The sequence below is a fragment of the Lysinibacillus sp. FSL M8-0216 genome (genome assembly GCF_038595555.1).
Classification (GTDB): Bacteria; Bacillota; Bacilli; order Bacillales_A; family Planococcaceae; genus Lysinibacillus; species Lysinibacillus fusiformis.
On the sequence record NZ_CP152007.1, the window covers coordinates 2373921 to 2395437 of the forward strand.

The window sequence follows — 21517 nt, forward strand, 5'->3', positions numbered from 1 at the left end:
AAAGGGGATAATATCAGTTGTGATTTTTGGCAACATAGTTTTTTTTAGTAATCAATTAGTTATCCCCATACTGTCAAACTGGTACGTGTATCATTTTCGATAGTGATATAGTTAATATTAGTGTAATGAAAACTTTTTGCACGTTCGAAAAGTTTATGAGTAATTGACTCATCTTTTGAAAAAATTGAGACATAGCATGAATCTATAATTAAAAGTGCAAGTTCACAAGTGCTCTTTAAAAAATCGTCATAACTTTTAATTTCTACTACCTCTTCCATATTAGGAAAAGCCTTTAGATCCGTAAATATTAAATAATATTCTTTAGTTGAAATATATTCTAAGAATGATGGACCATTTAAACTAACACTGTGGGGGAATAAATCTGAACCAAGTGTTCCTTTTTCTATTTTGTAAGACTCTCCAGGACCTACTGACCAATACCAAGAAGGATCAATGATATTTGAAAAAATATCAGATAAAAACTTGCCATACTCATTATTAATCTCGAAAGAAATACCTCGCATTTTAACATCCTTTCTTCAAACTACTAATTTTATTATAAAACAAAAAAATCTATCAATTACAAAATGTAATTCACTGGGCAACTCTCAATAGAAAAGTGTATAATTTAGCTTATATTGGAAAATGCAGACGTCTATGTATACCTAAAATAAGCAAATCATGTAGGGGAGTATAAAATGAGGATAAAAATTATCATAACAGTAGTCATTTGTTTATGGATGTTGCCATTTAGTCAAACAGCGCAGGCAGCAAATCTTAGTGAACATTATCATGATATTACAGACAATGATCTTCATAACAGTATCATTATGTCGCCTGAAAGCTCAAAGGCATTTGTCAATGGTAATATGGTTTCTGCAGTACAGCCACTTATCAAAGATGGAAGAACCTTAGTGCCACTTCGCTTTATTTCTGAAGGGTTTGGCGCAAAAGTCGATTTCAATGCTAAAAACAATACTATAACTATTAAAAATTCTGATAAAATCATAACCTTGAAAATCGGAAACAAGGCTATTGATGTGAATGGCCACTCGATTCAAATGGACGTTGCGGCTAACCTTCATCATAATTCTACCTATATTCCTTTAAGATATATAGGGGAGGCTTTTGATAAGAAAGTAGTTTATTTAAAAAATGAAAACCTACAACCTTATAGTTTGATTATGATTAGGGATGTAAAGGCAGCGGAGCTTGAAAATCTTAAACTTGTCCGCATTTGTGAATGGCTATTTCAGGGGAAATCAATTGTCTATAGCGATCGTTTTATGGCAGTGATCCAAGAGAAGGGTCAATTATTCTATAGCAATTATTTTTCTGATTTTGAACCATTTGTTTATAAGGAATTTGTTGAGGATAAAAATATCATCAAATTAGGGGATATTTGGATTAAAACAGATATGGGCAATTTTTATATGGACTACGCCTATAACACTACAAGAGAATTTATTTTATATTATGTGGATGGACAATCCATTTCAAGAGTAGCCGTAGAAAAAGCACCGATTAAAGCTGTAAAACCTTATGAGAATAATGTCTATTATCTAACGAGATATGAGCGTGGTATTGTAAATGCTCATGAAACGAGTAATTTAAAATCTGCAACACGAACAAATGGCCAATGGGTTACTGATTATTTAGGCAAGCCAGGGTTTTATTATGGTTTTGATACGATAGGCAATTCATATAACTGGAAAATAAATGATAACGGCATCTATATTTTTGGTTATAATAGATTTGGCAATTTAAGCTCAGATGATAGAAAAAAAACTTTTGGAAATTACAGGGTAGACGTAAAGGGGCATAATCATGAGGTATTACACCCTTAAAGTTTGCGTATTCATGATACAGTTGGCTGGTTTAGGTTCTGTAGTGTACGAATCCTGAGCTAGTCAATTTTTGCTTACTCGGTTCGTTATGATTGGAATGGGGGCATGGCCATTTGTTTGATTTTACTTTCTGGCACTTACATGTTCTATTATTTGCGTTGCTTTTTAATATAAAAAATAAACCAAATATAATATATGATTACAACTAGTGACAAACCTAATGAAACATATTTATTTTGCTCATTGGGCAAAATAATAATAGAAATAATAGCTAATATAAAGGCGGGGAATACCGTGTAAAACCAGATTCGCACTGCTTTATTTTTAAAAGAAACTTCAAATCGATCCATACAAGCACCTCATTTATTGATCCTAAAGACCATTGTTCGGATAGTTGGAAATGATTTCCTAATAGAAAATATACCATAGTAAAATAAAATATAGAAGTAAAAGGGTAGGGTGACGGATAAAACTAGCTCATTAAAGGTTATCGATAAATATCTTTTCTCCTGTAACTTTATTTGAAGTTGATGCGTCTACTTAGTAGTGTATTTAACTATTTTTGAAAAAGAATAGTAAATTCACATCATTTACCAAAGGGTTTTTAGTTGCTTGTCGACAAAAATATAGATTAAAATGATTCTGACTGTTTTTTTATCAGGTACAATGTATCCTGATTATCTACTTGTGCCCGCAAGCACATCCCCGTTTTGACTGCTTACTATAAGTGATGAAACAAACCTTGTCTGCAAATAGGAAAAATATCCCGATTCTTTATGTGATGGAATACACGATAATTTCATAGAAAAATACTGTAGAAAATGATATGCCTTATGGTCGTAGGCAAAAAATCAATAGGACATTCAGCTCTTTCAAGTGGCAGAAATGATGATAAAATAAACATGTTATTGGAAATATTAACTATCGGAGGTATATTATGGGTAAAGGCTTATTGTGGACAGCCACTGCAATCTTAGTAGTTTTACTTGGGTTTGGAAGCTACTATTTTATCAAAGAAATAACAAACTCTATGGCATACAATAAATTAGTGGATGAGTATAAAAAGCCAGTACCAATTAACAATATAGAGTCTGAATATGATGTAATTGTCATTGGTGGTGAGCCTGAGGGTGTCGCTGCTGCGGTTGCTTCAGCACGTAATGGGGCTAAAACATTATTGGTAGAAAAACGTGAAGAATTGGGTGGATTATTTACATATGGGATGTTGAATTTCCTAGATATTCCACGTGATGGTCATAATAATTCCATCAGTGAAGGTATTTTTAAAGAATGGCATGAGCTTGTTCGAGGCAATGATGCTTTTGGTATCGTCGGAGCTAAAGCAGCATTTAAAAAGCTGATTGATGAGGAACCCAATTTAACATTGTCGGTGCAAACGGAAGTTGTCAAAGCGAATCTTCAACAACAGCAACTAACATCTGTTGAGCTAAAAAATGAATACGGTACATATGTCGTTAAAGGAAAATCATTCATAGATGCTACACAGGATGCGGATTTTGCTACGATGTCTAAAGTTCCTTTCTTCGTTGGTGGTGAAGATATAGGGATAAAGGATAAACGCATGGCTGTAACATTAATGCTTCACTTGAAAAATGTTGATTGGGATCAAGTAAAAAAAGCGGCGAAGTCAGATGTATTTGGCGGGGCTAACTTGAATCATACCGTTATGTGGGGCTTTACAAAGCTTCATGATGAATATACACCTTTACAAGAAGGTACAAGATTAAGAGGGTTAAATTTAGCGCGAGTGGATGATGAATATTTTATTAATGCCTTACAAATTTTTGGTATTGATGGCTTAAATGATCATTCGAAGCAGGCGGCCATTGCTGCTGGTAAAAAAGAAACATTGCATGTACTTAAATATTTACAGGAAAACTTCCCTGGATTTGAAAAAGCAGAAATTGTCAGCTTCCCAGAAGAGCTTTATGTACGAGAAACAAGACATATCTGGGCGGAATATCAATTACCAATGTCCGATATTTGGCAAAACCGAGATCATTGGGATAGCATTGGGATTGCTTCTTATCCAGTAGATGTGCAGGCTCAAACACCCCATGATTATGGCTATGTTATTTCTGCACCAAAGCAATATGCGATTCCTTTCCGATCTCTAGTACCAAAGGATATCGATGGTTTACTTGTTGTAGGACGATCTGCAGGTTATTCATCTTTAGCAGCGGGAAGTGCCCGTATTGTTCCAACCGGTATGGTGACTGGGGAAGCGGCAGGGACAGCGGCAGCACTGGCTCTTCAACAAGATGTTACTTTTAGAGAAATGAGCAAGGATAAAAAATTAATTGCTACGTTAAGAGAGCAGTTGGATAAACAAGGTGCCTATATCGATTCATTTTCTGTGGACTATCCTTATCAGGGCGAATGGTATGATGAAGCCATTCAATCGTTAATTAACTATGGACTTGTAGTGGGCGGTTATGATAATGATTTAAAGGTCGACAGTAAAGCAACGAAAATTAAGTTTGCTAAAATGTTTAAAGAAAGTATGATTCGTGCTGGCGGAGAGAGTACAGCCGATAAGAAAGATAAGCTGGAGATTGTCATAAATAAGGTATATAGCACGGGTGATGAAGCTATTACGCGAGATGAGCTGGCGCAATATTTGGCAGATGTGCTTATCGATGAATCGACTGGAACAAGCTGGGAAAGCTTAATTGATAAAGAAATTGTTACTGAAAAAGTAGCTAAAAAAGTGAAAGACAATAAGCAACTGAAGTTAAAAGAAATGTATGCCATCATGGCAGATGTCATTCATTATATAGAAAAAGAACGTTCCTCTAAATGAGGAGCGTTTTTTTTAATGTGGATCGTTTGAATGCCGTCTGTAACTCATGAAGGTGAATGCAGATGCAATCAGTGCCAACGTTGCTGCTGCCCAGGCAAGATATTCTAGACTCCCTGAATTAATGACAAAGCCTCCTATGGCAGCGCCTAATGCTATCCCCACATTGACGGCTACTGGCGTTAATGAGGAAGCAAAATCTTTGGCTGATGGAGAATACTCTTCTGCTAAATCCATGAAGTATAGCTGAATTGTCGCGTTTACGGCATAAAGTATAACAGCCATTAACAGGATACTTAAAATTCCTAGCCAAAGGGAGGACATTGTAAAATAAAAGGAAAATAAGATGAATGCCTGAATGATAAAAATATAACGTAATTTACTTAATCCGTTTCTCTGTGCAATTTTACCTGCTAAAACATTACTAAAAATAGAAAAGAAACCATAGATCAGAAGGACAATGGCTATGTATTTAGTCGGAACACCAAGTTTATTTTCTAAAATAGGCGTAATAAATGTATAGATTGTGTATGTTCCAGCAATGGTGAAAATAGGAATTAAAAATGCAAGTATAACTTTAGGATGCTTTAATAAGGACAATTGATCGGATAGCGATCCATTCTCACCACTTAAACGTTTAGGTAACACAAACATGCTTATGATAAATGCAACGCCTCCTAAGAAGGCAGTTAACCAAAATGTCATATGCCAATTACTCCATTGTCCTATCATTGTTCCTAATGGTACACCCATGACATTGGCAATGGTAAAGCCGGAAAATATCGAAGCAATGATAGTGGATCTTTTTTCTTTTGGAATGACCGTATTAGCAATGGACATAGATAGAGCTGTTAAAACACCACTGACAACAGCAGTCGTAATTCTAGAGCCCATTAGCACAACATAAGTGCTAGATAAAGCACTAATTATATTTCCAAGGATGAAAATGGCAATTAATACTAACATAAGTGGATATTTCGGAAATCTACTGACAAAGCCTGTTACAATGGGGGTGCCTATTGCATAGGCAATGGCGAATCCAGAAACCAATGTGCCTGCTGTAGCAATCGAGATCCCTATAGATGTAGAAACCTCAGTTAATAGCCCTACAATTACAAATTCACTTGTCCCCATGACGAAAGTAAGCAAAATAAGCGTAAATGCTAAAATCTTATGCTTTTTACTAAGCGTTTGTTCTTCATGAACCATTGTATACTGATACCTCCTTATATTTATATATCGAGAATTATCGATATATTAGATGTAATATCGGACCCTATATCTATTTATCGTGAATATTCGATATAATACTTGAATAGAAACCCACTTAATCATTTTGGGTTTCTGATACTAAAAACATTGCAATTTCTTGGACAGTTTCTTCTTTTAATTTGTAATACGTCCATTGACCATGACGAAAAGATTCAAGGAGACCAGCTTTTTGCATCATAGTTAAATAGTGAGAAACGGTCGATTGAGAAGTTTTTGCTTTTTCCTGAATATCCCCTACACAAACGCCTCCTTCAATACTCACTTTTGGAAAATGCTTCTCAGGTTCCTTCAACCACTGTAAGATGTTTAGCCTTGTCTCGTTTGATAACGCTTTAAAAATTTCAATAGGTTCCATGTCTCGATGATATATCGAATTATCTCGATATGTCAATGATTAATTTTATACAAAAAATTATTGACGTCAAGAAAGGACTCCTGTAGAATATGTCAAAATCATAGAAAAATTCGATGATAAAGAGAGTAATTGATGGGACAACTGGAAAGCGAGTTAGGGATGGTGTGAGCCTAATACAGAAACCATGAATGAAGCGCACTTTGGAGAAGGTTCTCGAACTACTAGTAGAGAATAGCGGGGCGTCACCTCGTTAACAATGGAAAGTGGTCATTATGAATGGCAACTAGAGTGGTACCACGGGATTACTATGCTCTCGTCTCTAATTATAGAGGCGGGGGCTTTTTTTATTGAAAATGGAGGAGGATATACATGAATAAACAAATTGCAAACAGTATTGCTGAAATTTTAAAGCATCAGCTAACAGCTCAAGACGTGGAACAATTGCTAGAAAAACCAAAAAGTTTAGAAGTTGGCGATGTGGCATTTCCATGCTTCACCTTGGCTAAAATATGGAAGAAGCCACCTCAACAAATTGCTGCGGAAATAGCGAACCTATTGCAAAATGAGATGATCCATCAGGTGCAATCCGTTGGTGGCTATGTCAACATCTTTTTAAATCAAGCAACAGTAACGCAACAAGTGTTGGGCCTTATTATGCAGGAACAACAAAATTTTGGTACGAATCAAAATGAAATGGGAAGTGTCGTCCTCGACTTTTCTTCGCCCAATATTGCTAAACCGTTCTCTATGGGGCATTTACGTTCAACCGTCATTGGGAATGCCTTGGCAAATATTGCAGTTAAAAATGGTTACCAGGCTATTCGTATTAATCATTTAGGGGACTGGGGCACCCAATTTGGCAAGCTTATCGTTGCGTATCAAAATTGGGGTGATAAGGAAGCCATTACAGCATCTCCTATTGAGGAATTATTAAAGATTTATGTTAAATTTCATACGATGGCCGAACAAGATCCTACATTAAATGAAATGGCTCGCGCCGCATTTAAAGCATTAGAGGATGGTGATTCAGAGGCGTTAGCATTGTGGCAATGGTTCCGCGATGTATCGTTAGATGAATTTCAGGCTATTTATCAGCTGCTAGGTATCAATTTTGATGAATATACAGGAGAAGCCTTTTACAATGATAAAATGACAGAGGTTGTGACAGAGCTACAAAGCAAAGGACTCCTAATCGAATCAGAGGGTGCCTTTGTAGTAGAGATGGAGGGAATGCCTCCTTGTTTAATAACAAAAACAGATGGCGCCACGCTTTATGCAACTCGTGATTTAGCGGCTGCCTTTTACCGACAGCAACAGTATCAACCGAACAAAATTTTCTATGTAGTTGGCAATGAACAAACGCTCCATTTTAAACAATTATTTCAGGTGATTGAAAAGATGGGGTATAGTTGGGCAAAAGATTTACAGCATGTACCGTTTGGGATGATGCTTAAAGATGGTAAGAAAATGTCCACACGTAAAGGTAAAGTGGTGTTATTAGCGGATGTGCTAGCCGAGGCGATTGCCACAGCTAAGCGTAATATAGAAGACAAAAACCCTCATTTACAGCAGAAAGAGCGAGTAGCGCAGCAAGTAGGAGTTGGAGCGGTTATCTTTAATGACCTAAAATATCATCGTTTAAACGATATTGAATTCTCCATCGAGCAAATGATGAATTTCGAAGGGGAAACAGGGCCTTATGTACAGTATACCTATGCTCGTATTTGCTCTATCTTGGCAAAAGGCGATGTGCCCTCTCACATAAAGACATTTGCTCCATTAGGGCAGCATGCTTGGCCAATCATTTTATTATTGGAACAATTTCCGAAGGTTGTGGACACCGCTTTTAATCAGGCAGACCCATCCATTATCGCAAAATATGCTTTACAGCTAGCACGTTTATTAAATAAATATTACGCTCATCAAAAAATATTAACCGATGATGCCCAGCAAGCTTCACGTCTAGCGCTTTGTCATTGTGTGGCGATAGTGTTAAAAGAGTCATTAGCTTTATTGGGCATTGAGTCGCCAGAAAATATGTAGTGAACGGTCGCATATTGAAAGCATTGACCATTTATAGAATACATGGTAAAAGGATAGAATAATAAAAGAAAATTCTTCCATTGACTGGCAGCAGAGGGGATTAAATCAAATGGGTAAAAAACAATGGACTGTTTCACTGATTTTAGTCGTAATAAGTATATTCTTTGTAGCACTTAATATGAGACCCGCAGTAACGGGAATTGGGCCACTCTATAATGTCCTCATGACAAACTTACAGGTTTCCAATACGAGTATGAGCTTTCTCACATCTATCCCAGTTTTTTGCATGGGTTTATTTGCTCCGATTGCTGTACCATTTCAGCGTAAGCTTGGAACAAAATTAGCAATCGTGCTGTTAATGGTTATACTCATCTTCGCAAATGGGCTACGCTTTTTCCAAGAAAGCTATCTTTTATTAGTTGTCACTAGTTTTGCGGCAGGCTTGGCTATTGCGATGATTGGGCCTATATTAAATGCATTTATTAAGAAAAAATTCCCTCAACGCTTTACAATTGTTATTGGTATTTATTCATTTGGCATCGGCGTTGGTGCGACATTAAGTGCAGCATTGACAGTGAGCTTTTATCAATATTTTGATAATCAGTGGACAGTTGCACTGGGCATGTGGGCCTTACTTGCTATGGTCGCCCTTATTCTATGGAGCTGGGCAATTCCGAAAGAACAAGGAGCAGATGGTGAAGAATTAGCTAAAAATGAACCGGCGCGTAATCCTTGGGTAACTGGGCGCGCTTGGTCAATTTTATTGTATTTTGGCTTACAAACCTCACTGTTTTTCTCTATGATGTCGTGGCTTACACCTCTTTTACAGGACAAAGGAATGACGATCAAGGATGCGAGTATGATGCTGACGTTTATGTCTATTGTACAAATGATTGGGAATATTGCTGTGCCGATGCTTATGGAGAAATGGACTAATCGATTAGCATGGGCAGTGGCATTAGGCTGTTTAGGGCTGATAGGCTTTACATTATTATGGCTTTTATCAGGTATTTATTTGTGGTTGGCCGTATTGATAATCGGCATTGTTCTAAGTGGGCTATTTCCGATCGGCCTGCTGTTACCGCTTGATGAAGCTAGAAATGATCAGGAAGCCAACAGCTGGTCATCGATGGTATTTTCAGGTGGCTTTATGCTAAGTGCAATCATTCCTGTTTTGATTGGCGTTTGCTATGACATGACAGGTAACCATACATGGACGTATGTGATCTTTCTAGCATTAATGCTAGGAATAATCGCGACAACAGGGCTACTGCGAAAAAATTAATTCAAGAAGGCATGCCATTCAAAACGCATGTCTTTTTTTTGTCAAAAATATTTTGAAGGCCTAAAATCCATCCATTTTCACAGCAAATCAGAGAATCCATAAATTTTAATAGGTAGAATGAAATAGAACTAAAGCGATTGCTCTATTTTACTACTAGATAAATTCAAATAATAATATTATGTAAACTTGAAACATCCTAAGACCTTGATTATGATAGACAAGAGAGATAGTTGAAAAGAAAGTTTTGGTGAAGGTATGTATAAAAAGATGCTCGTTTTAGGAGCGGCTACAATACTAATGACAAGTTGTGACAGTCAAATAGGTGCAGGCTGGTTTCAAGCAGAAAAAGCAGAGATGCCAACAAAAACAGTGGCCAAGCAAGAAGAAAAGATAGTGCCTGAGGTCAAAGTGATAGGTGAGCATGGAGTTGGTGCAGGCATTATTATTCAGCAAAAGGATGATGAGCTTTATATTTTAACAAATGGCGCACTAGTGGCCTCAAAGCCAACTGCCCTTGTGCAAATTGGTCCGGATAAGCTAGTGGCAACGAATGTTCATTTTATGTCAACGGCACATAATGTTGCACTTTTGCAGGTGACCTATAAAGCGAATGTAAAAGTACCTAAAATGTATGAGGGGGAGCTCGATCAGCTATCAGTTTATGTGAATGGCTTACCTTATACGATTCAAAAATACGATGATAAAATTGCTGCTTATTATATTGATACAGATGAAAAGCTACCTTTGGGAAGCCCCGTGATGGAGGCGGAAAACGGAGCAATTGTCGGTCTTTATTTTAACCGGCAGCAGCAAGGTGAAGCACAACCATACATATTGCCGATAAAGGAAATTCAACCGTTTATGCAGAAGTGGTTAAAGGAAGGCATGAAGGCGAGTGTACGCCTATCGCAATCAAAAAATTTATATCCTTATATTGAACAGGGTGATCAAGAAGCCGTACAGCAAGCCATCGACCAATATGGTGAAAATATATTTGCGTATAATATAGATGAAATCAATCTTTTTTTAGATACATTCCATAAGCATTTAAAAGGCGCTGTCACTATTCAAGATGCAAGTGTTATGGAGCCGATTGTTGGATCAGAAGATTTGCAAGACACTTTGGCAGGTATGGTTGCCTACTATGCCTCCAAACACGCGAAGATTCATTTCTCGAATACGGACATTCAAGATATTCGTATAGTGGATCAGCATCTACAGGTACAAGCTAAAACGGAGTATGTATTGACCAACGCAACTGGTCAGGAGGCACTTGCCCATTCCATCATGCTTTATGAAATTATGAAAAATGAACAGGGCGAGTACAAGCTACTTCGTCTTACTACTGAGGAGTGAACTTTGCATGGAGCAAGCAAGACAAATGCTACAGCATCATTTTGGCTATGAAGCCTTCCGGCAAGGACAAGCCCAAATTATTGAACAAACTTTACATGGACAATCGAGCCTTTGTGTGATGCCAACAGGTGGAGGGAAGTCTATTTGTTATCAGATTCCAGCGTTAATGCTTGAGGGGCTCACAATCGTCATATCGCCTCTTATTTCTTTAATGCAAGATCAGGTGGAAGCTTTACGAGCAGCCAATATTCCTGCTGCCTATATAAATAGTACATTAACAGCACAAGAAGTGAATGAAACGATGCAGCTAGCTAGTGCTGGTTATTTAAAACTACTGTATATCGCACCTGAAAGACTTGAAAGTGCTTCCTTCCTTCAAGCATTGTCCTATTTATCCGTGCCATTAATTGCGGTGGATGAAGCACACTGTATTTCTCAATGGGGTCATGATTTTCGACCAAGTTATCGTTCCATTCAAAAGCTTTTCACACTGTGGCAGCAGAAGCCAACTGTTTTAGCGCTTACCGCCACTGCGACACCTGCTGTTTGTGAGGATATTCGGAAAATATTAACCATTGATGAAGATGCAACAGTGATGACAGGCTTTACACGTGATAATTTGGCCCTTTCGGTGTTAATTGGTGAAAATAAAGAACGTTATATTAAAAATTACTTGCAGAAAAATAAACAGGAAGTCGGTATTATTTACGCCGCCACACGAAAAGCGGTAGACGCGATTTATGACATGCTAAGTCGGTCGGGTGAAGAGGTAGCCAAATACCATGCTGGGCTATCAGAGGATCTACGGATGGCTGAGCAGGAGCGTTTTTTAAAAGATGAGGCACGTATTATGGTGGCTACCAACGCCTTTGGTATGGGAATCGATAAAAGTAATGTGCGTTTTGTGCTGCACTATCAAATGCCTCGCAACATGGAGAGCTATTATCAAGAAGCAGGGCGAGCTGGTCGAGATGGTCTTCCAAGTGCTTGTATCCTACTGTATGCCTCCGGAGATGTTCAAACTCAACGTTTTCTTATTGACCAATCGCAAGATGAAGCACGAATACCACAGGAATTAGCGAAGCTCCAAACAATGGTCGATTATTGCCATACAGAGGGCTGCCTACAAAATGCAATTTTAGCCTATTTTGGTGAAGTACAAGAGGAGCCTTGTGGTCGCTGCAATAATTGTAATGATGGCCGTACTGTGATGAATGTAACGGAGGATGCACAGAAGGTACTCGCTTGTGTTGTACGGATGGGCCAAAAATTTGGCAAGACGATGGTGGCTCAAGTACTTATCGGCTCCAAAAATCAAAAAATGAATGAATTTGGATTTGCACGTTTATCGACCTATGGCATTTTGAAAGGGCATTATTCGTCTAAAGATGTCTCGAACTTTATTGAGTTTCTAATTGCCGAAGGCTTATTGGCAGTTAAGCACGGCACGTATCCGACTGTTTATGTGTCAGCCGATGGCAAAGAAGTTCTACTTGGGCAACGACAGGTCATGCGGAAGGAAGCTGTAACGGTTAAAAAACTGGTTGATAATGATCCTTTATTTGAACATTTACGTGTGTTGCGAAAAGAAATTGCAGATGAAGAGAAAGTTCCACCATTTGTAGTATTCTCAGATAAAACATTACGTGATTTATGTGACAAGAAGCCCGCAGTACTGGATGATTTACGCCACATTAGCGGCATCGGTGAAGTGAAATTTGATAAATACGGCAAGCGTTTCTTTGAGGCACTACAATCATTTTTAGAAACACCCTTCTAAAATTAAGCATGTGTTTTTACAAAAAGAGAGGTGTCTCAATGAAAAATTGAGGCACCTCCGTTTGTTTATTTATCCCAATGCTTAGTTAGAAACTCATCACGGCCGGAAACAGCACGGTCTTGCTTATAGTGATCAGCTTCTTTTTTATAGTAATCTTGGTGATAGTCTTCCGCTGGATAGAAGCGTTCAGCATCGCGAATTTTGGTTACAATAGGTTTATCGAAGCGTCCACTAGTGGCAAGCTTTTCTTTAGATGCCTCGGCGATTTGCTTTTGTTCATCCGTGTAAGTAAAGATCGCTGTTGAATAGGACTCTCCACGGTCATGAAACTGCCCAAAAGCATCAGTGGGATCAATTTGCATCCAATAAATGTCTAGCAGTTGTTCATAGCTAAAAATGGCTGGATCGAATTCAATTTCGACGACTTCTAAATGGCCAGAAGTCCCTTTCTTAACATCCTCGTATGTTGGGTTTTCTAAATGGCCGCCCATATAACCAGATGTTACTTTATGTATACCATCCCACTCGACGAATGGCTTAACCATGCACCAAAAACAACCGCCAGCAAATGTAGCTTTTTCTATCATGTACATCATCCTTTCTTTTGTGAAAATATTATAGCATTGTTTGGCGAAAAAACTGAGCATTTGGGTGTAAAATAACAATAAGATAGATGAAGATGGGACTTCCTCTATCAGCCAAATGAAACTTTCCGGCTAATCAATCGTTACATTAACTATAAAAAAATAGAGGAGTTAGTCATTATGGAAGAGCAAGATTATACTAGACGCTCACAACGTCCTACAAAACGAAAGCTTCGTAAAGGGAGAGCAATTTTTACATTATTAATACTCTGTGTCTTGGTTGTGGCAGGTTATTCTATCATGCAGTACCGCAGTGGCCTCAAGCTTGCCAATCAAACACAAGTTGAGCAGGAGGATTTTTCTGGCGATACATTAAAAGGCGATATCGAAAATTACTTAATCCTTGGTGTCGATACACGTGGCGAGGAGAAATCTCGAACAGATACGATGATGGTATTATCTTGGAATAAATCAAACAATGATATTAAGCTCGTATCCTTTATGCGTGATATTTATGCGGAAATCCCGGGCTATCAATCCTATAAGCTTAATACAGCGTACTACTTAGATGGGGTACAGCTACTGAAGGATACACTAACAAATATGTTCGGCTTACCGATTCACCATTATGCGCTTATCGATTTTAAAAACTTTGAATCGTTGGTGGATATTTTAGCGCCTAATGGTGTTGAGATGGACGTTGAGAAGGATATGTCTGAAAATATTGGGGTAGAGTTAAAGCAAGGTGTTCATCACTTAAATGGACAGGAGTTACTAGGCTATGCACGATTCCGTCATGATGCGGAAGGTGATTTCGGTCGTGTAGCACGTCAGCAAAAGGTTATCGAGGCTTTAAAAAATGAACTGTTAACACCTGCGAATGTATTGCATTTACCAAAATTTGTAGGGGCAGCACAAGGCTATATTACAACCGATTATTCTTCTGCTGAAGAAATGCAACAAGTGCTGAAATTGTTATCTAAGGGCAAGGTGAACATTGAAAAAGCAACGATTCCAATTGAAGGTAGCTATCAATTCCAAAACTTTAGTCATGCCGGCGATTCAATCGTGATAGATGTGGAACAAAATAAGGCCTTTTTAAGTGATTTTTTAGGCATTTCACTGGAGTGATATTTAGCAAAATCCAACATTATCCTGTAATATAAAGGTAGAGCTTTTTGATTGGGGTGGATATATGGAAAAAGAAAGACCAAAAGAACGTTCAAACCTGTTAGCAACCAAGTTTATTCGTTTCTTAGGTGGCAGAAACCTATTATTTACGCTGGTTATTTTATTATTAGTTGCATGTGTTATTTTTATGTTTAATCAAGTTTCCTTTATCTTTACTCCGCTTCAAGTATTATTTGAAGTAGTCATTTTACCAGGGGTACTAGCCGTCATTGGCTACTATTTATTACGTCCATTGTTGGCGATCTTGGTTAGATGGCGTATCCCGAGAATTTGGGGTATTTTAATACTCTACATTGCGGTCATTGGTGTCATTACACTGCTTGTTGTGTTGGTTTATCCGTTTTTACGTGACCAATTCACGAACCTTGTACAGGAATTCCCAGAGTATTTTATGAAGTTTACGGAAAAATTTGTTGCATTCTTTAATCATTCACGTTTTAACGATTATTTAGATAAAATTAATTTTGACTACAATGAAGTGGTTAAAAACTTCACTACAGATATGGTGAAAACTGTGAAGGATACAGCTGCAAATATAGCACAAGGTGTCGCATCCGGTATTACGGGCTTCCTATCAACGTTAACAGGCATTGTTCTATCGCTTGTAACCGTACCATTCATTCTGTTTTATTTACTGAAAGAGGGCGAAAAGTTACCGAAATTTATGCTGAAAGTTTGCCCACCGCGTATGCGTAAAGAAGTGACTGAAATTTTCCATGATATGGACAAGCAAATTAGTTCTTACATACAAGGGCAAATTTTAGTATCAATGTGTATTGGTGCAATGGTAACGATTGGCTTCTTAATTATTGGTATGAAATATGCTTTATTGCTCGGCTTCCTTGCGATGATTACAAGTGTGGTGCCTTATTTAGGTCCTGTTATTGCCATCACACCAGCCGTTATTATTGCTCTTGTCACATCACCATTGATGCTGATTAAGCTAGCGATTGTATGGACAATCGTGCAGTTAATCGAGGGAAAATTCATTTCTCCACAAATTATGGGGAAATCGCTCAGTATTCACCCGATTACAATTATCTTTGTATTATTAACGGCAGGTTCGTTATTTGGTGTGCCGGGTGTCATTTTGGGGATTCCAGGATACGCAATCTTTAAAGTGCTTGTGACTCATCTATTCAAGCTATTTAAACATCGCTATAACCGGTACGAGGACGACGTTCACCAAAAATATGATGTATAAGTAGATACAGCTACTGCCGCTGGACAGTAGCTGTATTTTTAATAGGAGATGAAGGATGGGGGAAAAGGGAATGACATACATACCAATTAATTTTCAAGAAAAATTAGCGAAATTCCAAGAGCACTGGTCACCAAAGGTAATTGCTGAAATGAATGAATATCAATTCAAACTTGTTAAAGTAAGAGGAGATTTTGTTTGGCATAAACATGATGATACAGATGAAGTGTTTATTGTTATTGAAGGGGAGCTTGTCATCGAATTCCGTGATGGAGAAGTTAGATTAAAGGAGGGGGAAATGTTTGTTGTACCACGCCAAGTTGAACACAAACCTTACGCCGCTGCCGAGTGTAAAATTTTGCTTGTAGAGCCTGCAGGGGTAGTGAATACGGGTGAGGAAAAATCTGTCCTTACTGCTGAAAATGATGTTTGGATTTAATTAATAAAACCCTTCTAGCTTGTTGTTAGAAGGGTTTTCTATGTTAGTTTTCTTGTAGTACTTGAACTTGCGCTAAACGATCGACTGCTTCCTGAAGGATTTCCGCTGGCTGCACGAGTGCTAAGCGCAAATAACCTTGCCCTGCGGTTCCAAATACAGTACCTGGAACGGTCACAATGCCAACCTGCTCGATCAATTTAAAGGCAAGTTCTGTGCAGTCCATATCATATGGATATTTTGCCCAAACAAACATACCACCGTTGGAAGGTGCTGCGTCCCAACCTAGTGCCTGTAAGCCATTCATCAGTGTTTGATGACGCTCAGAGAAGGTTGCACGTAAGCTTGCCGTAATTTCTTCAGCATGATCGAGGGCAACAACAGCTGCATCCTGAATAGGCTCAAAAATACCGAAATCTAAATTTGATTTTAATTGCTTTATGATCGAGATCATTTCAGCATTTCCTGCGATATAGGCAATACGTGTTCCTGCCAAACTAAAGCTTTTGGAAAGGGAGTTAATTTCCATTCCTACTTCTTTCGCACCTGGGGTAGCAAGGAAACTAATTGGTCCATCGCCTGTAAAATAAAACTCAGAATAGGCTGCATCATGCAGAACGATGATGTTATATTTTTTAGCAAAGGCAATCACTTTTTCAAAATATGCTAAGGATGGCATCGCTGGTACTGGGTTTCCTGGTAAGTTTAAAATTAATAGCTTTGCTTTTTGGGCAATATCTTCTGGAACAGCGTCTAAGTCTGGAAGATAGTTGTTGTCAGCTGTTTGAGGCATGTAATAGGGTGTTGCACCAGCTAAGTGAATGCCTGCGTCATACGCAACGTAAGCTGGGTTTGTCGATAGCACGATGTCTCCTGGATCACAAAAGGCCATTGGAAGATGCACTAAGCCTTCTTGAGAGCCAATCGTTTGAATGATTTCAGTAGCGGGATCTAAATCAACATGGCTACGGCGCTTATAGTAGCGACTAACTGCCTCATAAAAACGCTGTGTGCCTGTAAGTGTATAGCCATACGATTCAGCTAAACCTGCTCGATAAGATAGATGTTCACGAATTTTGGCATGTGGGGGAAGGTCTGGGCTTCCTAAGCTTAAGTCAATCAGGGTCATGCCCTTTGCTTGCTGCTCTCTCGCAAAATTTTTCAAATCTCCGAAAATTGCTGGTGTAAATAAAGACATTTTTTTAGATGGTACGATTTTCAAGACTAGTACACTCCTTGTAGTTGTATAACAGAATAGTAGTTCACATTTTATCATACTAAAGCACAGAAAGGGGCAGATATTCTGAAAAAAGAAAATATTTATATAATGTAGAGGATGTGCGCATAGGCTAGCGAAAATGGATTGCCTAATGTTGGGGAAACCTACTGTAAATTCCGTAAATCTAGAAGTTGTATTATACTTACTATATAGCTTTTCAGTGAGAATTAAGGTACGAATCGATGGATCTACCTGCTATCATTAGCATAAGGGGGGGGAGGGCTTTGAAGGTATATTCGTTAAGTGGACCGAGTGGCACAGGAAAAAGCACTAGTGCTCTATCTTTTGCCCATAAAATTGGCGTACAGGCAATTATCGATGATGGATTACTCATTGTCAATGGCGTGAGAGTCGCAGGAGTTTCTGCCAAATTTGAAAAAAATACAATTACCGCTGTTAGGCGTGCCATTTTTACGGATCAAGAGCATCGTGATGCCGTCAAGAAAGCGCTAGCGACCCACCAAGTGGAATCTATTTTACTTATAGGGACGTCAACGAAAATGACAAACAGTATTGCAAAGCAGCTGGAGCTAGGGGCTATCGAGCATTATTATGCTGTGGAAGATGTTCGTTCCTTTAAGGACATTCAAAAAGCTCGTTTTATTCGTCAAACGCAAGGGAAGCATGTCATGCCAATCCCTTATCGACAAGTTGAGCAAAACTTCTTTAAGCGACTGGTGCTAAAGGGAATGGAGATTTTTTCAACAAAACGTGAAAAGATAGGGGAAACAACCATTGTTCGTCCTGATTTTCAACGGGAGTATATTGAGATTAGTCATCATGTTTATGTCCAACTACTTACGTATTGCTGTCAACAGCAAGATTTTGTGCAAAAGGTGGAGCAAGTCCAATTCGTGCTAGGTGAACATGTCCAAGCTATATTGTCCCTACAGGTAAGGCTACCGATCGATTATCCGTTGGCAGAACGATTATATAACTTACAACATGCAGTTCAGACAGAGTTTTATGAGCATTTTGGCTATGAATTGGATGCTATCCATGTTCATGCTAAATCCGGAATACAGAAGAGAAAGTCATAAAAAACAGGTACTCCCGTCGCGATAGGGCGAGAAGAGTACCTGTTTTTTATTTAGGTTGACGCGTAAACAGTGGCTGGCGTTTTTCAACAAATGCTCGGCAACCCTCTGCAAAATCATTGCCGACAAATGGCGTGGAGCCTTGCCATAAGGCTGGAACACTATCCAGGCATTCTTGGACAGATTGCTTTACTGCCAGTAAGGATTCAGGAGACATCCCCGCCACAAGCTTACCCATGCGGATCATGTATTTATTTAAATCCTTTTCTGCTACAAGATAATTGAGCATCCCAAGCTTGTAAGCTTCCTCTGCTTTAAACATTCTTCCTGTGAATACTAAATCCTTGGTTGTAGCAGGGCCGACAAGCTGTACTAAACGCTGTGCAAATTTATTATTTAAGGTAATCCCCAATTTACCAACAGGAATGCCGAGTTTGGCTTTATCGGAGCCAATACGGATGTCACAGGCTAACGCTAATTCCAACCCAGCCCCCATGGCAGGCCCATTAATCACACCAATTGTAGGAATCGGCAAACGCTCAATAGTGGAAATGGTCTTTTCCATATGTATAAACGCCTCCTCAGCCTTGTCGAGAGAGATGGCATTAAATTCTTTAATGTCAGAGCCAGCAGTGAAATTTTGTCCAGAGCCGCGTAAAATAAGGACTTTATTTTTAGGATTATCTAATACTTGTAGGGCAATTTTTGCTAATTGGTCCCACATATTTGCGGTTAATGCATTTTTCGCTTGTGGTCGATGAATCGTAATAATTGCTAGCCCAGCAGTTTCTTGATAAATAATTTTTGCATCTTCTGCTTCCAGTCGAGTCGTCTTTACTTGCATTTTAGAGAACCCCCTAATTTGTTTATACCTTTATTATATAGTACAAGGAACGATAAACACGAAATTATACGAATTTTCATATAAAATTGCGTTGTTATACAAAAATAGGTGGAATAATAGCATTGTTCTACAACAAAGGAACGCAATTTACTATTGTAAGAAAGCAAAAGGTATGAGAAACTAAAAGTCGAACATTTGTTTCTTAATTATGCAAGAAGCATTTGAAGGATGGGAGCGGGTATGAACCTTGACTACAGATTATCCGACACTATAAGTTAATATTAAAAATAAGAACATACGCACCGAATATATAGTAAAATGAAGATAATTACCGCTCAGCAAACAAGGAGGGATCGAATGATCACACTCAAGGACGCGTGGAACAGATATATTTTGCTGTTGCAGTCATTAAAGAAAAGTGCAGCAACGATGAAGCAGTACAATATGGACGGGCAGCATTTTTTATCCTTCGCCCATGAAAAAAATTACTTGTATGTTGATCACCAATTTCAAGAGTTATTACAAATTTATTGTCACGATATAAAGGAAACCTATAGCAATATCAATACGTTTAATCATAAAATAGCAACAATGCGCGGCTTTGTAGACTTTATTTTCTTACGAGAATGGATGGAGCCCTTTGATTATCAACATATTTTACAGCCGAGAAAAAGGCAAAAAGAGGCGTTACAAGTACTTACAAATAAGCAAATCGGGCAAATGACTAATGTTTGGCCAACTTATTTTCAATATGCAAAAACAGCAGAGCATGCATGGCTGGCGAGGCGGAATGGTTGTATTGTTCAAGTTTTGATGGAAACAGGTTGTAAGCCAGCAGAGCTTGTACGTATGAAATGGTCGCATTTCCAAAGGGAAAAATCAACTCTTTTTATTGCCAATCGGAACGGACGCCGTGAGGTAAAGTGTTCGCCCTTACTTATGGACATGCTAGGACATTATAAGGAAGAAACAGAATCCATGCATGACAAAAAGGTAGAGGAATGGGTGTGGGTGAGTGAGGCAAGCATGACAAAGCCGATTACGACGAAGACAGTAGAACGTATTTTTCAAACGATGTCTAAAGATATTGGAAAAAACGTCAGAGCTACCGATTTACGTTATACCGTTATGCAAAGGGCGTTTCAGGAAGAGAAGACGCTGGAACATATTCAGCAAGAAATGGGCTATGTTCGCAAATGGGTACTAACAGAAAGACAACAGCGCTTTGAATAAAAAAATGTGCAGCAATTGCGTATGTCACCATTCCTGCACATGTCATTATTTCTTATAAGTGATTCAATGCTTTGACACTTACTTTTACGGTTAAATCATGCTTGCCTCCTGAATAAACCCCTTCAACAGGGCTTATATCACTATAATCTCGACCAATACACAAAATAATATGGTTTTCTAATACTTCCACATTATTTGTAGGATCAAGACCAATCCAGCCAATACCAGGTATCATTACTTCTACCCAAGCATGTGTTGCAATATCGCCGACGAGAGCTGAATTTTCATCGACATATAAATACCCACTAACATAACGTGCTGGAATTCCTTTAGAGCGCAATACACCTAGCATAACATGAGTGAAATCCTGGCATACGCCGCGTTTTAGGGCAAATGCCTCACTGGCTGTTGTACCCACATCTGTTGCTGAAGGATCATATTCAAAGCTAGAGTATAAGTATTGCATTAAATTAAGCGAAAAGAGCACAGGATTTTCAGCATGGCCAATTGCATGAAAAACTTCCTCCAGCTGTTGTTCTGTCATATACGTAAAATGAGTTGTTTTTAAATAGGGAAGATAATGTTCATAAAATAGCTGTGAGTGAAAAATAGTCTGCATTTCGGGCGAATATTGAATGCGGTGAATAAATGGCGCACGCTGGATACTGACAATCGACGATGTATGAATTTCTAGTACTTGATGCTGCTCAGGAATATAAAATGAACCTACTGTATTTCCCCAAATATCCGTATGCTCACGGGTAAGAGAGGATGGAGTAATTGCAATTCGATAGGATAACAAGCGTTGACGCTCATCACTCCGCGGCTTTAAACGAATCGTATTTAAGCTTTGATCGACTTCAGACTCATACTGAAAAATATTTGTATGTTGAATTTCAAATTTCATTGTGTCCGCTTCCTTCTGCTTACTGACTTGCCTGTTGAAAGGGAGC

At 38.4% G+C, this 21517-nt stretch carries 19 protein-coding genes and 1 other annotated feature; of the genes, 11 read left to right on the forward strand and 8 right to left on the reverse strand.

The features are described from left to right. Positions 1 to 59 precede the first annotated feature (59 nt). Complete coding sequence (locus MKX57_RS11655; protein ID WP_107922239.1) at positions 60 to 524, reverse strand: DUF2691 family protein; 465 nt, start codon at positions 522 to 524, stop codon at positions 60 to 62. Positions 525 to 698: 174 nt separating this feature from the next. Here MKX57_RS11655 and MKX57_RS11660 point away from each other — a divergent pair, with 174 nt between their 5' ends. After that, positions 699 to 1847, forward strand: coding sequence for a copper amine oxidase N-terminal domain-containing protein (locus MKX57_RS11660; RefSeq protein WP_239354549.1), 1149 nt, complete (start codon positions 699 to 701; stop codon positions 1845 to 1847). Between the two features lie 149 nt (positions 1848 to 1996). Here the strand turns inward: MKX57_RS11660 and MKX57_RS11665 are convergent, their stop codons facing one another. Beyond that, positions 1997 to 2197: a hypothetical protein gene (locus MKX57_RS11665; protein WP_008180036.1), complete on the reverse strand. Its 201-nt coding sequence runs from the start codon at positions 2195 to 2197 to the stop codon at positions 1997 to 1999. 587 nt (positions 2198 to 2784) lie between these two features. Here MKX57_RS11665 and MKX57_RS11670 point away from each other — a divergent pair. Then, positions 2785 to 4671: an FAD-dependent oxidoreductase gene (locus MKX57_RS11670; RefSeq protein ID WP_089984338.1), complete on the forward strand. Its 1887-nt coding sequence runs from the start codon at positions 2785 to 2787 to the stop codon at positions 4669 to 4671. A 12-nt stretch (positions 4672 to 4683) separates the two neighbouring features. On the opposite strand, the gene MKX57_RS11675 is transcribed toward MKX57_RS11670, so the two are convergent. Further along, positions 4684 to 5877, reverse strand: coding sequence for an MFS transporter (locus MKX57_RS11675; RefSeq protein ID WP_342551101.1), 1194 nt, complete (start codon positions 5875 to 5877; stop codon positions 4684 to 4686). Between the two features lie 118 nt (positions 5878 to 5995). Then, positions 5996 to 6295, reverse strand: a complete 300-nt coding sequence (locus tag MKX57_RS11680; RefSeq protein ID WP_089986552.1) for a metalloregulator ArsR/SmtB family transcription factor — start codon at positions 6293 to 6295, stop codon at positions 5996 to 5998. 104 nt (positions 6296 to 6399) lie between these two features. Continuing rightward, positions 6400 to 6619, forward strand: a binding site (T-box leader). 45 nt (positions 6620 to 6664) lie between these two features. Between MKX57_RS11680 and argS the strand changes: the two genes are divergently transcribed. The 4 genes from argS (at position 6665) to recQ (ending at position 12759) form a co-directional block, all read left to right on the forward strand. After that, positions 6665 to 8338 carry an arginine--tRNA ligase gene (gene argS, locus MKX57_RS11685; RefSeq protein WP_342551102.1) on the forward strand — a complete coding sequence of 558 codons (1674 nt, stop codon included), beginning with the start codon at positions 6665 to 6667 and terminating at the stop codon, positions 8336 to 8338. 109 nt (positions 8339 to 8447) lie between these two features. Continuing rightward, positions 8448 to 9623: an MFS transporter gene (locus MKX57_RS11690; RefSeq protein WP_342551103.1), complete on the forward strand. Its 1176-nt coding sequence runs from the start codon at positions 8448 to 8450 to the stop codon at positions 9621 to 9623. Positions 9624 to 9920: 297 nt separating this feature from the next. Further along, a complete protein-coding gene (locus MKX57_RS11695) occupies positions 9921 to 10979 on the forward strand; it encodes a hypothetical protein (protein ID WP_239354555.1) in 1059 nt (352 codons plus the stop codon). Positions 10980 to 10986: 7 nt separating this feature from the next. After that, positions 10987 to 12759: a DNA helicase RecQ gene (gene recQ, locus MKX57_RS11700; RefSeq protein ID WP_342551104.1), complete on the forward strand. Its 1773-nt coding sequence runs from the start codon at positions 10987 to 10989 to the stop codon at positions 12757 to 12759. Between the two features lie 65 nt (positions 12760 to 12824). On the opposite strand, the gene msrA is transcribed toward recQ, so the two are convergent. Continuing rightward, the gene (gene msrA / locus MKX57_RS11705; protein WP_089986547.1) at positions 12825 to 13346 is read right to left on the reverse strand and encodes a peptide-methionine (S)-S-oxide reductase MsrA; all 522 of its coding nucleotides are present in this window, start codon (positions 13344 to 13346) and stop codon (positions 12825 to 12827) included. Between the two features lie 177 nt (positions 13347 to 13523). On the opposite strand from msrA, the gene MKX57_RS11710 reads away from it, so the two are divergent. From MKX57_RS11710 to MKX57_RS11720, 3 genes are all read left to right on the forward strand, one after another. Next, the gene (locus MKX57_RS11710; RefSeq protein ID WP_008177649.1) at positions 13524 to 14474 is read left to right on the forward strand and encodes an LCP family protein; all 951 of its coding nucleotides are present in this window, start codon (positions 13524 to 13526) and stop codon (positions 14472 to 14474) included. Positions 14475 to 14538: 64 nt separating this feature from the next. Next, positions 14539 to 15738 (forward strand): AI-2E family transporter, encoded by a 1200-nt coding sequence (locus tag MKX57_RS11715; protein WP_342551105.1) that lies wholly within the window; start codon positions 14539 to 14541, stop codon positions 15736 to 15738. 70 nt (positions 15739 to 15808) lie between these two features. After that, a complete protein-coding gene (locus MKX57_RS11720) occupies positions 15809 to 16174 on the forward strand; it encodes a cupin domain-containing protein (protein WP_043990359.1) in 366 nt (121 codons plus the stop codon). A 43-nt stretch (positions 16175 to 16217) separates the two neighbouring features. On the opposite strand, the gene MKX57_RS11725 is transcribed toward MKX57_RS11720, so the two are convergent. Then, positions 16218 to 17393, reverse strand: coding sequence for an aminotransferase class I/II-fold pyridoxal phosphate-dependent enzyme (locus tag MKX57_RS11725; RefSeq protein ID WP_043990358.1), 1176 nt, complete (start codon positions 17391 to 17393; stop codon positions 16218 to 16220). Positions 17394 to 17674: 281 nt separating this feature from the next. On the opposite strand from MKX57_RS11725, the gene MKX57_RS11730 reads away from it, so the two are divergent. Further along, positions 17675 to 18490 carry an ATP-binding protein gene (locus MKX57_RS11730; protein WP_342551106.1) on the forward strand — a complete coding sequence of 272 codons (816 nt, stop codon included), beginning with the start codon at positions 17675 to 17677 and terminating at the stop codon, positions 18488 to 18490. Positions 18491 to 18536: 46 nt separating this feature from the next. Here the strand turns inward: MKX57_RS11730 and MKX57_RS11735 are convergent, their stop codons facing one another. Then, the gene (locus MKX57_RS11735) at positions 18537 to 19331 is read right to left on the reverse strand and encodes an enoyl-CoA hydratase/isomerase family protein (protein WP_008177644.1); all 795 of its coding nucleotides are present in this window, start codon (positions 19329 to 19331) and stop codon (positions 18537 to 18539) included. 357 nt (positions 19332 to 19688) lie between these two features. On the opposite strand from MKX57_RS11735, the gene MKX57_RS11740 reads away from it, so the two are divergent. Next, positions 19689 to 20564: a site-specific integrase gene (locus MKX57_RS11740; protein ID WP_043990356.1), complete on the forward strand. Its 876-nt coding sequence runs from the start codon at positions 19689 to 19691 to the stop codon at positions 20562 to 20564. 52 nt (positions 20565 to 20616) lie between these two features. On the opposite strand, the gene MKX57_RS11745 is transcribed toward MKX57_RS11740, so the two are convergent. Continuing rightward, on the reverse strand, positions 20617 to 21471 hold the full coding sequence (locus tag MKX57_RS11745) for a transglutaminase family protein (RefSeq protein WP_008177642.1): 855 nt from the start codon (positions 21469 to 21471) through the stop codon (positions 20617 to 20619). Positions 21472 to 21517: the final 46 nt, after the last annotated feature.

Excerpts from the sequence above, each read along its gene's own strand:
- MKX57_RS11655 (WP_107922239.1), bottom strand. The coding sequence starts at position 524 with ATGCGAGGTATTTCTTTCGAGATTAATAATGAGTATGGCAAGTTTTTA.
- MKX57_RS11735 (WP_008177644.1), bottom strand. The coding sequence starts at position 19,331 with ATGCAAGTAAAGACGACTCGACTGGAAGCAGAAGATGCAAAAATTATT.
- MKX57_RS11740 (WP_043990356.1), top strand. The coding sequence starts at position 19,689 with ATGATCACACTCAAGGACGCGTGGAACAGATATATTTTGCTGTTGCAG.
- MKX57_RS11695 (WP_239354555.1), top strand. The coding sequence starts at position 9,921 with ATGACAAGTTGTGACAGTCAAATAGGTGCAGGCTGGTTTCAAGCAGAA.
- MKX57_RS11720 (WP_043990359.1), top strand. The coding sequence starts at position 15,809 with ATGACATACATACCAATTAATTTTCAAGAAAAATTAGCGAAATTCCAA.
- MKX57_RS11670 (WP_089984338.1), top strand. The coding sequence starts at position 2,785 with ATGGGTAAAGGCTTATTGTGGACAGCCACTGCAATCTTAGTAGTTTTA.
- recQ (WP_342551104.1), top strand. The coding sequence starts at position 10,987 with ATGGAGCAAGCAAGACAAATGCTACAGCATCATTTTGGCTATGAAGCC.
- MKX57_RS11745 (WP_008177642.1), bottom strand. The coding sequence starts at position 21,471 with ATGAAATTTGAAATTCAACATACAAATATTTTTCAGTATGAGTCTGAA.
- msrA (WP_089986547.1), bottom strand. The coding sequence starts at position 13,346 with ATGATAGAAAAAGCTACATTTGCTGGCGGTTGTTTTTGGTGCATGGTT.
- MKX57_RS11715 (WP_342551105.1), top strand. The coding sequence starts at position 14,539 with ATGGAAAAAGAAAGACCAAAAGAACGTTCAAACCTGTTAGCAACCAAG.
- MKX57_RS11660 (WP_239354549.1), top strand. The coding sequence starts at position 699 with ATGAGGATAAAAATTATCATAACAGTAGTCATTTGTTTATGGATGTTG.
- MKX57_RS11710 (WP_008177649.1), top strand. The coding sequence starts at position 13,524 with ATGGAAGAGCAAGATTATACTAGACGCTCACAACGTCCTACAAAACGA.
- argS (WP_342551102.1), top strand. The coding sequence starts at position 6,665 with ATGAATAAACAAATTGCAAACAGTATTGCTGAAATTTTAAAGCATCAG.
- MKX57_RS11675 (WP_342551101.1), bottom strand. The coding sequence starts at position 5,877 with ATGGTTCATGAAGAACAAACGCTTAGTAAAAAGCATAAGATTTTAGCA.
- MKX57_RS11690 (WP_342551103.1), top strand. The coding sequence starts at position 8,448 with ATGGGTAAAAAACAATGGACTGTTTCACTGATTTTAGTCGTAATAAGT.
- MKX57_RS11680 (WP_089986552.1), bottom strand. The coding sequence starts at position 6,295 with ATGGAACCTATTGAAATTTTTAAAGCGTTATCAAACGAGACAAGGCTA.
- MKX57_RS11665 (WP_008180036.1), bottom strand. The coding sequence starts at position 2,197 with ATGGATCGATTTGAAGTTTCTTTTAAAAATAAAGCAGTGCGAATCTGG.